11 protein-coding genes are annotated in these 12,577 nt (G+C 67.6%); 6 read left to right on the top strand and 5 right to left on the bottom strand.

What is annotated here, in order from left to right:
- Nucleotides 1-71: 71 nt before the first annotated feature.
- Nucleotides 72-1,505, top strand: coding sequence for an MBOAT family O-acyltransferase (locus tag OO71_RS35505; protein ID WP_033294394.1), 1,434 nt, complete (start codon nt 72-74; stop codon nt 1,503-1,505).
- Nucleotides 1,506-1,825: 320 nt separating this feature from the next.
- Complete coding sequence (locus OO71_RS35500; protein WP_051792622.1) at nt 1,826-2,197, top strand: hypothetical protein; 372 nt, start codon at nt 1,826-1,828, stop codon at nt 2,195-2,197.
- A 2-nt stretch (nt 2,198-2,199) separates the two neighbouring features.
- Here the strand turns inward: OO71_RS35500 and OO71_RS35495 are convergent, their stop codons facing one another.
- Both OO71_RS35495 and OO71_RS35490 read right to left on the bottom strand, forming a co-directional pair.
- On the bottom strand, nt 2,200-2,850 hold the full coding sequence (locus tag OO71_RS35495; protein WP_033294393.1) for a class II aldolase/adducin family protein: 651 nt from the start codon (nt 2,848-2,850) through the stop codon (nt 2,200-2,202).
- Nucleotides 2,851-2,917: 67 nt separating this feature from the next.
- Nucleotides 2,918-4,429, bottom strand: a complete 1,512-nt coding sequence (locus OO71_RS35490) for a coiled-coil domain-containing protein (RefSeq protein WP_033294392.1) — start codon at nt 4,427-4,429, stop codon at nt 2,918-2,920.
- 128 nt (nt 4,430-4,557) lie between these two features.
- On the opposite strand from OO71_RS35490, the gene OO71_RS35485 reads away from it, so the two are divergent.
- From OO71_RS35485 to OO71_RS35475, 3 genes are read left to right on the top strand one after another with little or no spacing between them, the layout of a single operon-like run.
- Nucleotides 4,558-5,778, top strand: a complete 1,221-nt coding sequence (locus OO71_RS35485) for a DUF445 family protein (RefSeq protein ID WP_033294391.1) — start codon at nt 4,558-4,560, stop codon at nt 5,776-5,778.
- Nucleotides 5,779-5,818: 40 nt separating this feature from the next.
- On the top strand, nt 5,819-7,042 hold the full coding sequence (locus OO71_RS35480) for a DUF445 domain-containing protein (RefSeq protein WP_033294390.1): 1,224 nt from the start codon (nt 5,819-5,821) through the stop codon (nt 7,040-7,042).
- Between the two features lie 50 nt (nt 7,043-7,092).
- Nucleotides 7,093-8,406: an alginate O-acetyltransferase AlgX-related protein gene (locus tag OO71_RS35475; protein ID WP_033294389.1), complete on the top strand. Its 1,314-nt coding sequence runs from the start codon at nt 7,093-7,095 to the stop codon at nt 8,404-8,406.
- Here the strand turns inward: OO71_RS35475 and OO71_RS35470 are convergent.
- Genes OO71_RS35470 through OO71_RS35460 form a run of 3 tightly spaced genes read right to left on the bottom strand, consistent with a single transcriptional unit; the run spans nt 8,403 to nt 11,029 of the window.
- A complete protein-coding gene (locus OO71_RS35470; RefSeq protein WP_033294388.1) occupies nt 8,403-9,278 on the bottom strand; it encodes a metal ABC transporter permease in 876 nt (291 codons plus the stop codon). The genes OO71_RS35475 and OO71_RS35470 overlap by 4 nt on opposite strands.
- Nucleotides 9,279-9,281: 3 nt before the next feature.
- On the bottom strand, nt 9,282-10,118 hold the full coding sequence (locus OO71_RS35465; RefSeq protein ID WP_033294387.1) for a metal ABC transporter ATP-binding protein: 837 nt from the start codon (nt 10,116-10,118) through the stop codon (nt 9,282-9,284).
- Nucleotides 10,118-11,029, bottom strand: coding sequence for a metal ABC transporter solute-binding protein, Zn/Mn family (locus tag OO71_RS35460; protein WP_033294386.1), 912 nt, complete (start codon nt 11,027-11,029; stop codon nt 10,118-10,120). Before OO71_RS35460 ends, OO71_RS35465 begins: the two co-directional genes overlap by 1 nt.
- 176 nt (nt 11,030-11,205) lie before the next feature.
- Here OO71_RS35460 and OO71_RS35455 point away from each other — a divergent pair, with 176 nt between their 5' ends.
- The gene (locus OO71_RS35455; RefSeq protein WP_033294473.1) at nt 11,206-12,306 is read left to right on the top strand and encodes a LacI family DNA-binding transcriptional regulator; all 1,101 of its coding nucleotides are present in this window, start codon (nt 11,206-11,208) and stop codon (nt 12,304-12,306) included.
- The last annotated feature ends 271 nt before the right edge of the window (nt 12,307-12,577 follow it).

Below are 12,577 nucleotides of genomic sequence, written 5' to 3'. Positions count from 1 at the left end.
TGCACCGATGCGTTCGCGGCGCCACCCACTCGGGCTAAGGTCTCCTCCGGAACCGAGGGGGTCCATCACCGATGTCGTTCGTGTCGCCGCTGTTCTTGTGGTACTTCATGCCCGCGGTGCTGATCGCGGTACTGGTGTGCCCGCGCAGCTGGCGCAACGGCATCGTGGCGGTCGCGAGCCTGCTGTTCTACACGATCGGCGCCGGGCCGTACCTCTTCCTGCTGCTGCTCTGCATGGCGGTGAACTTCTTCGCCGGACCCGCGCTCGAACCCAGCCCGTGGGACGTCCGCGGGACGCGCCGGAAGCGGATCCTGATCGGCGTCGTCTCGCTCGACGTGCTGGTTCTCGTCATCTGGAAGTACGCGGGGTTCGCAACGCAGCAGATCGCGGCCGTCGCGCATTGGTTCGGCGGCGACGTCGGCGTGGCGAGCATCGTGGTGCCGATCGGCATTTCCTTCTACACGTTCCACCATATTTCGTACGTAGTGGACATCTACCGCGGCGAACGGCACGCCCTGCGCAACCCGGTCTCGTTCGCGGCGTACATCGCGATGTTCCCGCAGCTGGTGGCGGGCCCGATCGTGCGGTACCGCGAAATCGCCGACCAGCTGCCGCAGCGCCGGTCCCACCGCCTCGACGACATCGCCGCCGGTTTCCCCCGGTTCGCATTGGGCCTGTGCAAGAAGTCGATCATCGCCGACTCCCTCAGCCCGATGGTCGAAGCCTGTTTTTCGACCCCGGCAAACCAGATGACGTTCGCGACCGCATGGCTGGGCGCAATCGGGTACACGCTGCAGCTGTTCTTCGATTTCTCGGGCTATTCGGACATGGCCATCGGCCTCGGCCGCATGCTGGGCTTCCGGCTGCCGGAAAACTTCGCGCGCCCGTACTCGTCGGTGACGATCACGGAATTCTGGCGCCGCTGGCACATGTCCCTGTCCCGCTGGTTCCGCGACTACGTGTACATCCCACTGGGCGGCAACCGCTCGGGCGCGGGCAAGACGTACCGGAACCTGTGCATCGTCTTCGTACTGACGGGTTTCTGGCACGGCGCCCAATGGACGTTCCTGATCTGGGGGTGTTACCACGGAGCCCTGCTGGTGATCGAACGCCGCTTCGCACTGAGCGGCACCCCGGCCAACCCGATCGCCCGAGCCGCCCGCCGTGTCCTGACCCTGCTCCTGGTGGTGATCGGCTGGGTGTTGTTCCGCTCGCCCGACCTGGCCCACGCCCTGTCCATGATCGGCCACATGCTGCTCCCGGACTTCGCCGGGCTGGGCGACGTGGTGGAAAGCGCACTGACGAACCAGCGCTTGGTAATCCTGCTGGCGGCGCTCCTGGTGTTCGTCCTCCCGGCCCACCCGGTGACGGGGCCGTTGCTGGAATCGTCCCGCAGCCGCCCGGCAACGGTGCTACGCATCGGGGTAATGACGGTGGGGCTGGTTTACGCGGCAATTCTGGTTGCCACGGGGACCTTCAGCCCGTTTTTGTATTACCAGTTCTGATGTCCGCGGAAAGCCGATCCCACTCAACGGAAAGAGTTCCACAACCAAAGTCGACGGAATTGAAGGGTACGCGGCGGCGCGTCCAGGTTGCATAGGCATATTGATCGTCCTGGATGCCGACGAAGAGCCCGCATGCGATCATCGTCTGCCATGGGACCTGACTGCCGTGTCCCGGCCAGCCTACCACCAGCAGGTGTGGGGACCCGGCCTTGACGAAGGCCAGGTGAAGCGGGTGCCATGCGCTCCGACTCGGCTACGCGGGCATAGTCACCGACGGATGGGTCCGGAAAGATAGGGCCACGCCTTGGCAACCGGCGGACTTGAATGCTCCTCCTGATCATCGTTTCGATCCCTACCGCGAGCGCGCCGGTCGGCTCACTGCCGAGGACGGCGGGACCGGCTACGTTTTCGTGCGGATGAGCCCTTCTGCCTGGCAGGTCGGTGGCGCGCTGTGGTGGCGGCGGTGGTCGGAGCCGTCCGAGCAGGTCGAGGAGTACTACGACCTTCCAGGCTTCGGCTTCACGGACCGGGTCACCGAAGCTGCCGATTTGGCGGACGAGGTCCTCGAATGGGGCGAGGGCAGGCTGAGCGCCGGGGAGGACACCTACCACGTCGAGTGGCTTGACGACGACGAGTCCAGACGGGTGCGGGACGAGGTTTTCGGCTTGGGGGATCCAGGTGAGCAGAAGTAAGATCAGCCCTGGCCATACCCCTTCAGCTTTTCCACCACCCGCTCCATTTCCGCCCCCGGTAACAACTTCGGGGTGCCCGCGGAATGGGCCAGCAGCCATACCTGGCAGGCCCACTCCAATTGCTGCGCTCGGTGGTACGCAGCGGCAAGCGAATCGCCGTAGGTGACAGTGCCGTGGTTGGCCAGCAGGCAGCCTCGGCGATCGGTCAATGCCGACAGCATTGCCCCGGCAAGTTCGGGAGTTCCGTAAGTCGCATACGGAGCCACGCGGACCGTCGGGCCTATTGTCGCCAGTGCGTAATGGATCGACGGGACTTCACTAACCAAAGTGGACACTGCGGTCGCGTGGGCGGAATGGGTGTGCACCACTGCGGTCACGGGCAAACCGTCCGGATCCGTGGCTCTCGTGTACACGGCCAGGTGCATCGGGAGTTCACTCGTCGGCTTCAGCGAGCCGGATACGACGGCTCCGGCCAGATTCACCACCGGGATGTCGGCCGGGGTCAGGGTGGCGTAGTCGACGCCGGTGGGGGTGACGGCGACCAGGTTACCGGCGCGCAACGAGACATTGCCCGAGGTTCCGGCAACCAGGCCGTCGGCGAGGAGACGGCGGGCGTAGGCACAGACCGCGGCCCGCTCGTTTTCCAGGATCATCGCGGCCTCCTTGCGCGGGACAAGGGGAGTTTACCGCGGCCGCGATGAGTCCTTTGTGGAAAGAAGGTCAGGGGCGGCTTGCCCTCGGGCGGCGGCCGTTGCCGCGCGGCTCCTTTGGCGAGTCGGCGTCCGGGGAAGAGCCGGTCGGCTGCGGCAGATCCACGACCGGACGGCTCACCGACTGGTCCACAGTGGACGCAGCAGAGACCTCCGCCGAATCCGAATCCGCCGTTGATTCCGAATCCGCGGCAGCACCGTCCTCCGAAGAACTCAGCAACCGCAACGCTTCCTGTACCGCTTCGTTCGTCGCGGCGATGCGATCTGCGACCTTCGTGCGCAAGTCGAGCGCCTGAGTGCGCGCGTTGGTGGCTTCGGTCTGCTTCCCGAGCGCGTCGGCGAGTGCGGTCTCTGCCTGGGACTTCTTGATGGCGATCTCTTCGGTCGCGCGACGGTCGGCATCAGCGCGTGCGGCGGCGGACTTTGCTTCCGCGGCGGCGTCGGCTTCGGCACGGGCTCGGGTCGACTCGTCGTCGGCGGCGGACCGGGCCACGGCGGCAGCTTCGTCGGCTGCGACGCGAACGGCAACGGCGGCTTCGTCGGCCTCGCGACGGGCGGTGGCTGCGGCTTCGTCGGCTTCGGTGCGGATTCGCAGGGCCTCGGCGTCTGCTTCCGTGCGGAGTCGCAGCGCCTCGTCGTCGGCTTCGGTGCGGGCGCGGTACGCCTCGGCGTCTGCTTCGGCTCGGGCTGCGGCGGCGGCTTCGTCGGCCTCACGACGCGCGGCGTCGGCAGCCTGATCCGCTTCGGTGCGGATGCGGAGGGCTTCGGCATCCGCGTCGGACCGGGCGGCGGCAGCCAGTTCGTCCGCCTCGCGGAGGGCAGCGGCGGCGGTCTCGTCGGCCTCGCGACGGGCAGTGTCGGCCGCTGCGGTGCGGGACTCGATGTCCGCATTGGCCGCAGCCGTCCGGGTCGCGATGTCCTCATTACCCGCCGCGACCCGCGACTCCAGGTCGGCCAGCCGGGTCGCGATCTCCTCGTCCGCGGCCCGGACCCGGGACTCCATGTCCGCCTGCCGCGCCGCCAGGTCCTCCTCCGTGGCGGCGATGTGCGACTCGAGCGCCGCGGTCCGAGCGGTGACGTCCGCCTCGGTCTCGGCCTGCAGCCGCTGCCGTTCGGCTTCCGCGTCCTTGGCCGCCTTGTCCGTCGCGCGCAAGGTGTCGTGGGCGTAGCGGTCGGCTTCCGACCGGGTCGACGTCGCGTCGGCGTCCGCGGAACGGCGCAGGTCCGCGATCTCCTCCTCGGCGAGCTGGACCATCATCCGCACGCGCTCGGAGATCGCCCCGGCCCCCGCCGGGCTCGACGTGACGCGGACGAGCGCCGCCTTTGCCTCGGTGAGCTCGTTCTGGGCCGTCGTGAGGGCCTTGGTCAGCTCGCCTGCGGTGGCGATCGCCTCGTCCCGGCCCCTCGACGTCGTGTGAAGCTCGCGGTTCAGCTCCGCGAAACGTTCATCGACCTGTTCCTGGTGATAGCCCCGCCTGGTGACGGCGAAGGACGGGTGCTGCGGCTTTTCGGGCGCGACCATCGGGCCACCTTAGTGATCGGGGCACCGCCAGCACGTACCGCCAAACGGCTGCATTACGAAGCGCGAATCGGGCCGTCACGCATGGCATCCTGTCTACCCGACCGGACCGCACGGCGAAAGGAGGGCGGATGACCTTCTCCGCCGACCTCGCCGCGCACTGGCACGTGTACGCGACCATGCCGTTCATCGCGGCACTCATCGGCTACCTCACCAAACGCGTAGCCATCGAGATGATGTTCCGCCCGCTCGAGTTCCGCGGCCTCCGCCCGGTGTTCGGCTGGCAGGGCGTGATCCCGGCGAACGCTCGGCGGATGGCCACCACCGCGGTCGACCTGCTCACCAAGAACCTCCTCGACCCGCGTGAGGTCTTTGCCAGGCTCGATCCGGAGGAAATGGTCGCGCAGCTGGAAGAACCGCTGCTCAAAGCGGTCGACGAGGTCACCCGCGAGGTGTTCGAGACCTACCAGCCGCGGCTGTGGGAGCTGCTGCCCGCCCGCGCACAGCAACTGCTCGTGGACCGCGTCCGCGCGCAGGCGCCCGAAGTGGTCAAGCGGCTGCTGCGGGAGGTGTCGGCGAATGTCGACGAGGTCCTCGACGTCAACGACATGCTGATCAACGCCATGGTCCGGGACAAATCGCTCACCTGCCGGCTGATCCGCGAGGTCGCCGCGCCCGAGTTCCGGTTCATCGCCCGGAGCGGAATCTGGTTCGGATTCGTCATCGGACTCGTCCAGCTCGTCGCGTGGGCACTCACGAAACAACCGGTGATCATGCCGATCTTCGGTTTCGTCACGGGCTTCGTCACGGACTGGCTTGCCCTCAAAATGATCTTCTACCCGCGGGAGCCGCGCAGTTTCGGATTCTTCACCTGGCAGGGCATGTTCCAGAAACGCCGCGAGCAGGTCGCCGCGGATTACGGCGCGTTGATTGCCGAGGAAGTCCTCACCGTGCGGAATGTGCTCGAAGCGGTACTCACCGGCCCTCGCGCGGACAAACTGTTCGCCCTCGTCACGCGGGAAGTGCGGCGGACCATCGACGCGCAGACCGGCCTCGCCAAGCCGTTGGTCGCGCTCACCGTCGGCGGCCGGGAATACCAGCAGATGAAACAGGCCGCCGCGGAGAAGACCATCGAATATCTGCCGGAAACGGTGAAACACGTCGAGAGTTATGCGACCGGCGCACTCGACGTCCGCAATACCGTCGTCGAGAAAATGCAGCAGCTCACGCCGGTCGAGTTCGAAGGAATCCTCCGGCCGGCGTTCAAACAGGACGAATGGAAACTGATCGCGGTGGGTGCGATCATCGGCGGGCTGGTCGGCGAACTGCAGGTCCTGCTTCTGCTCCACTGACCACGCGCTACCGTTTCCCCGGGAGCGGGAGGGAGGCCCGGTGGACGCGGTGCTGGACGACCTCGCGCGGCACTGGCCGGTGTATGCCTCGATGCCGTTCGTCGCCGCGCTGATCGGGTATGTCACCAAGCGCGTGGCGATCGAGATGATGTTCCGCCCGCTCGAATTCGTCGGCCTTCCCCCGGTGCTCGGCTGGCAGGGCGTGGTCCCGAAGCACGGTGGCCGGATGGCCGCGATCGCCACTGACCTGCTCACCGCGAACCTCCTGGACATCAAAGAGGTCTTCGCCAGGGTCGACCCGGTGATCATCACCCGCGAGCTCGAACAGCCGCTGCTGCGCGCGGTCGACGGCATTGCCCGCGAGGTGCTCGAACAGCATCATCCGCGGTTGTGGGAGATGCTGCCCACGATTGCGCAGGAAATGCTGATCAAGCAGATCCAGGTCAGCGCGCCGCAGCTGGTCCGGGAATTCCTCGACGAGGTCCGCGACAATCTCGACGAGGTCCTCGACGTCCGGCACATGACCGTCGAACGGCTCACCCGCGACCGCGCGCTGCTGGTCCGGCTGATCCGGGAGACTTCCCGGCCGGAGATGACGTTCATCGCCCGCGCCGGCATCGTCTTCGGGTTCGTGCTCGGGCTCGTGCAGGCGCTGGTGTGGGCGCTGACGAAGCAGCCGCTGGTGCTGCCGATCTTCGGCGGCGCGATCGGTCTCTTCACCGACTGGCTGGCGATCAAGATGATCTTCCTGCCGCGCGAGCCGGTACGGCTGGGCCGGGTGATCCTGCAGGGCAAGTTCCAGCGGCGGCGGGCGGAGGTGGCCCGCCAGTACGGCGAGCTGGTCGCGAACGAGGTGCTGACCGTGCCGAACCTGCTCGACGCCCTGCTGCGCGGCCCGAAGTCGGACCGGCTCGTGGCAATGGTCGAGCACGCCGTCGGACACGCGGTGGACCAGCAGGTCAGCGCCGCGAAACCGGTGGTCGCGCTCGCGGTCGGCACGCAGCGGCTGCAGGAGATGAAGCACGCCGCGGCGCAGCGGGCGCTGGCCGAGCTGCCGCTCACCGCGCGGCACGCCGAGGGGTACCTGACCGAGGCGATGGACGTGGCCAAGATGGTGGAGCAGCGGATGCTCGCGCTCACGCCGCTGGAGTTCGAAGGGCTGCTCCGGCCGGCGTTCCGGCAGGACGAGTGGAAGCTGATCGCGGTCGGCGGCGTGATCGGGTTCCTGGTCGGTGAGCTGCAGGTTCTGCTCATGCTCGGCTGATTTTCGGTGGTGTTCGCACCTGGCTCACCCGAATTGACTAACGTGAACGCGTGTCCGAGCCACCTCAGCTGCCCGCCGTCCACGAGGCGTACCTGCCCCGCGAGCACGCGCTGCACCGTCCGCGGCATGGCAAACGGCAGCTGACCGCCCTGATCAGCGCGTTGGTGTTCTTCACGACGCCGAGCCTGCTGTGGGTGGTCGGCGTCCGGCCGAGTGAGATCGAGAACCACAAGCTCGCTGGCTTCCCGAGGCTGTCCGCGGGCTTCGCGTTCTTCACCGGACTGCCCAACTGGGCCACCGACCAGCTGTCCTTCCGCGCCGGCGCCATCGCCACGGCGAGCGCGATCAGCCAGACGTTCTTCGGCGAGGACGCTCCGCTCGACCAGAGCCCGGCGGCGAGCTCCGGGCCGATCCCGGCACCGCCGCTGCAGCAGCCGGGGGCCCCGAACGCGGGCCCCGCGCCGAGCCTGCCCGGCTCGAGCCAGGGCGGGTACCGCAAGGTCATCCAGGGCAGCGACGGCTGGCTGTACTACGGCTACGACACCGAGTCGAAGTGCGCGCCGACCCAGGACATCGACACGACGCTGAAGCGGGTCGACGAGCTGCGCGCGGCCGTGGAAGCTTCCGGGCGGAAGTTCGTCTTCGTGGTGACACCGGACAAAACGACGATGGTGCCGCAGTACCTGCCCGCCAGCTACCCCGGCAAGGAATGCTCGCAGGAAGCCGCGCCGAACAACTGGTACAAGATCACCACCGTCGGGCATTCCCTCGACCTGCGCCCGGCGCTGGCCGCGGCCGCCGCCCGCGCCGGCCACCCGATCTACGCCCCGAACGACACACACTGGCAGGACGAGGGCGGCCTGGTCCTCACCCGCGCGGTCGCCGACGCGGTGAAGCCGGGTACCACCAACACCTGGACGAGCACCAAGGACGGGCTTTACCAGGCGGTCGCCGATTTGCCGTTGCTGGTGGGCAAAACCGGCACCAAATCGAACACACGCTACGACCTGCGCCCGGACGGCGTCACCGACCGCGCCTCGGACTTCCTCGCCACCATCGACGAGCCGGTACACCGCACGAGCACCCCGATCACCGGCACGATCAACCAGCCGACCCTGGTGTACGGCGATTCGTTCAGCCTCGCATCATCGCGGTATCTGGAGGCGGCGTTCACGAATCTGACGTATCTCGCCTATTCCACGGAGAAGACCCCGAAGGAACAAGCCGTGAACCAGTTCGTGAACTCGCACGTCGTGGTTTTGCAAGCGGTGGAACGCAATGTGAACGGCGGACTGGTGCCGTTCACCGACGAGGGCTTCATCTCCGCGGTGAAAACGGCACTGGCCGAACACCCGATCCGCTAACCGACAGCGACAGCCACCGGACTCGCCTGCACACCACGACGACGGTCACGTACCCACGCGATCACCCGGCACACCAGGTAGATCAAGAACGAAATCGCCGTGACGAAGGCGCTCACCGGTTTGCCCGGCGCCAGCGACAGAATGATGCCGCCCAACGCGGCAACCTCGGCGAAAACCACCGACAACACCGTGGCGCGCAACGGACTCGACGTCACTCGTGCAGCCGCCGCGGCCGGGGTCACCATCAAAGCGACCACCAGCAGCGAGCCCACCACCTGCACGCTCAACGCCGTCGCCACGCCGACCAGCAGCGCGAACAACACCGTCAGCGTCTTCACCGGCACACCCCGAGCTTCGGCCACTGCTCGGTCGACGCTGGCGAACAGCAGCGGCCGGTACACCAGCGCCAGAACCGCCAGCACCGCCGCCGCCGAGACGACCAATGCCGTGAGGTTAGTGCTGTCCACCGTGATGATCTGGCCGGTCAGAATGCCGAACTTGTTCGCCGACCGTCCTTTGTAGAACGACAGCAGCAGCACGCCCATCCCCAGCCCGAAGGACAGGATCACGCCGATCACCGAATCGCGGTCGGCGTCGCGGATGCCGAGGATGCCGAGCAGCAGCGCCGCGGCCACCGCGCCGGCCAAAGCGCCGTACTCCACACCCACGCCGAGCAGCAACGCACCGGCCGCACCGGTGAACGCCAGCTCCGACGTGCCGTGCACGGCAAAAGACATGCGGCGCATGACGATCAGCGGGCCGAGGACCCCGGCGAGCAACCCGAGCACCGCGGCCGCGACGAGTGCAGTGCGCACGCTGTCGAGCGCCGCGATCAGCTCCCACGTCTTGGCGAAGTCGAACATGCCGTCCAAGGCTCAGCTCACTGCTTCCTGCTCGTGGTGGTGCGGTTCGTCCTCGCACAGCGCACTTTGCGCACCGGCGATGTGGATCTGGCCGCCGACGCGCAGCACCTCGATCTTCGTGCCGTACAGGTCCGACATCGTCTCCGACGTCATCACCTCGTCCGGCTTGCCGATCCGGAACTGGCCGTTCACCAGGTACAGCACGCGGTCGACGAACTGCAGCACCGGGTTGATCTCGTGCGTCACGAACAACACCGCGGTACCCGAATCGCGGCGCCGCCCGTCGATCAGCTCGCTCACCGCGCGCTGGTGCGCGAGGTCGAGCGACAGCAGCGGTTCGTCGCACAGCAGCACCGCCGGGTCGCCCGCCAATGCCTGCGCCACCCGCAGCCGTTGCTGCTCGCCGCCGGACAGCCGCCCGACCGGCTGTTTCGCGTACCGCGTCGCGCCGACCGACTCGATCACCTCGGCCACCCGGCGCCGCCGCGCGCGCATTCCGGCGAGACCGGTGCCCCAGCGGTGGCCGTCGAGCCCGAGGCCGACCAGGTCGACGCCGCGCAGCGTGAGGGAGTCGTCGATCGCGCGCTGCTGTGGGATGTAGCCGATCTTGCGGTTGGCCCCGCCCGGGCGCCTGCCCGCGATCTCGACCGTTCCCGCCGACAGGGCCTGCATTCCGAGCAGTGCCTTGAGGAAGCTGCTCTTGCCGGACCCGTTCGGGCCGAGGACGGCGAGGAACTCGCCCGGCTCGACGTCGAGGTCCAGCCCGGACCAGAGGGTGCGGCTGCCGAAGGCGAGACCGGCCCCGCGGACGCGGACCGCAGGGCCGGCTTCGGGAAGCAGGGCGGACATCAGCTGGTCAGAGCCCCGGCCAGCGAGTCCACTTCCTTCGTCATCCAGTCAATGTAACCCGTGACGTTCGCCGGGAGCGTCTCGGCCACGTCGACCACCGCGACCCCGGACGCCTTCGCGTCGGTGACCGCCTGCGTCGTGAGCGGGGTGACCGTCTGCACGTTGTTGACCAGCGCCTTCACCTGCTTCTCCTTGATCAGCTTGGTGAATTCGGCGACCGCCCCGGCAGGTACGTCGGTCTCGTTCTCGATCGCGTCGGAGAAGGCCTTCGGCGTGACGTCGGTGAGCTTGGCGCTCTTGAGCAGGTAGTGCGCGACCGGCTCGGTGACCACGACCTTGGTGTCCGGATGCGCGGCCCCCAGGTCACCCGCCTTCTTGACCAGACCTTCGAGCTGGCTCTTGAAGGTCTTGGCGTTGTCGGCGAAGGTCTGCTTCGCCGCGGGCTGGATCTCGCCGAGTGCGGCGGCGACCTGGTCGGCGACCTTCGCGACGCCCGGCAGGTCATACCAGACGTGCTCGTTTTCCTCGCCCGGCGCGGCAATGTCGTAGGCGACGAGCTTCTTCGCCGAGGCCGCCTCACCGGACAGCTTGGTGAAGAACGCGTCGTACCCGCCGCCGTTGGCCAGCGTGAGCTGGGCGTTCTTGGCCGCGAGGGCGTCGTCGGCGGTGGACTCGTACGAATGCGGATCGGCCGACGGATCGTGGATGATCGACTTGACCTGCACTTTGTCGCCCCCGACGGCGGACACGACGCTGCCCCACACGTCGGTGGAGGCGACCACCTTGACCTGGTCACCCGCACCCGAGCCGGACCCGGATCCGGTGGAGGACGAGCCGGAACACGCGCCGAGCGCGAACACGGCCAGCGCCGACGCGGCGGCGAGGACGCTCGTGGTGCGGCGGGAAGTCATGAGCACTCCTGGGTAGAACCGCTAATGGAAACCGTTGTCAGATTCACTTTACCCCATCCGAACGACGAACCTCACTCCACCGGGTGGTCGAAGCGCTCACCGTCACCCAGGGGATCGAGACACTCACCACAGGGGTGTCGCTTCTGGAAAACGATCTGAACCGTTACGGTTTGCGGATGGGCCGTCCTATTCGCACCCGGAGGCAGGCGACATTGGCGTCGCTCGCGGCGGAGCTCGGGGTGTCGAGGACCACAGTGTCCAATGCCTACAACCGCCCGGACCAGCTGTCGCCCGAACTGCGCAGGCGCGTACTGGAGACGGCCCGGCGGCTCGGTTATCCCGGCCCCGACCCGGTGGCCCGCTCGCTGCGCACCCGCAAGGCCGGCGCGGTGGGACTGCTGCTCACCGAGAACCTCTCGTACGCCTTCCGCGACCCGGCCGCCGTCGGCGTGCTCGAAGGTCTCGCGCTGGCGTGCGAGGACGCAGGCGTCGGGCTGCACCTGGTACCGGCAAGCCCCGGCCGCGAGGACGTCGCCGCAGTACACCGCGCAGGCGTGGACGGCTTCGTCGTGTACTCCGTCCCGGACGACGACCCGCATCTGGCCGCGGTGCTCGAACGGCCGGTACCCACCGTGATCATCGACCAGCCCCGCATCGAAGGAGTCGACCGCGTCGGCCCGGACGACGCCGCCGCGGTCACCCAGCTGGCCAACCACCTGATAGCCCTCGGGCACCGGCAGGTAGGCGTGCTGTGCATGCGCCTGGCCCGCGAACGCAACGACGATTTCGTAACGGCAGAACGCCAGAGCGGCGCTCACTTCCACGTACAGCGCACCCGCCTGGAAGCACTGGCGGCAGCGTTTTCCGCAGCCGGAGTCGACTGGGCAACGGTGCCAGTAGTGGAACGCTTCGACCACACGGTAGACGACGGCGCCTCCGCCGCACGGCAGCTGCTGGACGCATACCCGCAGGTCACCGCCCTGGTATGCACCTCGGACATCCTCGCACTTGGCGCACTGGCCGAAGCCCAGCGCCGCGGCCTGCGAGTACCGCTGGACCTGACGGTAACCGGCTTCGACGGCATCGCCGAAGCAGAACGCTCGGGCCTCACCACAGTGCACCAACCGGTACTGGAAAAGGGAAAAGTAGCCGGCCGCCTGCTACTGGGCTCCGCCGAACGCGTAGGCCCGAAAATCATCACCCTCCCCACGGAACTACGCGTAGGCCGCACCTCCGCCCCACCCCGCACAGTAGAAGAACCCTGGTTCGGCGGCTGACCCGGCAAAGTTCCGTGAAGGCCACCTTCACGGAATCAGATTCCCTCAAGGTTCCCTTCACAGACCCACATTCCGTGAAGGTTCCCTTCACGGACTTCCCCACCTTCCGTGAAGGCCACCTTCACAGCCTTCCCCCACCACCCCACCGCAGCCGACGCACCCAACGAGACCCGGCACCCAGCCCCCGCCCTGCACCCCGATCCGAAGCCCCCACACGGTCTGAATGGCTTGTCAAGGCATCTTTCCCGCCTTGACAAGCCATTCAGACCGT

Origin of the sequence: Amycolatopsis jejuensis (genome assembly GCF_000717335.1) — a bacterium.
GTDB lineage: Bacteria > Actinomycetota > Actinomycetes > Mycobacteriales > Pseudonocardiaceae > Amycolatopsis > Amycolatopsis jejuensis.
The sequence above is the reverse complement of the archived record's forward strand: the minus strand, read 5'-3'. Positions and strand labels throughout refer to the sequence as shown.

Bases quoted from the DNA above. Each gene is read 5' to 3' on its own strand.
- OO71_RS35505 (WP_033294394.1), top strand. From the start codon at position 72: ATGTCGTTCGTGTCGCCGCTGTTCTTGTGGTACTTCATGCCCGCGGTG.
- OO71_RS35495 (WP_033294393.1), bottom strand. From the start codon at position 2,850: ATGATCCTGGAAAACGAGCGGGCCGCGGTCTGTGCCTACGCCCGCCGT.
- OO71_RS35490 (WP_033294392.1), bottom strand. From the start codon at position 4,429: ATGGTCGCGCCCGAAAAGCCGCAGCACCCGTCCTTCGCCGTCACCAGG.
- OO71_RS35485 (WP_033294391.1), top strand. From the start codon at position 4,558: ATGACCTTCTCCGCCGACCTCGCCGCGCACTGGCACGTGTACGCGACC.
- OO71_RS35465 (WP_033294387.1), bottom strand. From the start codon at position 10,118: ATGTCCGCCCTGCTTCCCGAAGCCGGCCCTGCGGTCCGCGTCCGCGGG.
- OO71_RS35460 (WP_033294386.1), bottom strand. From the start codon at position 11,029: ATGACTTCCCGCCGCACCACGAGCGTCCTCGCCGCCGCGTCGGCGCTG.
- OO71_RS35455 (WP_033294473.1), top strand. From the start codon at position 11,206: ATGGGCCGTCCTATTCGCACCCGGAGGCAGGCGACATTGGCGTCGCTC.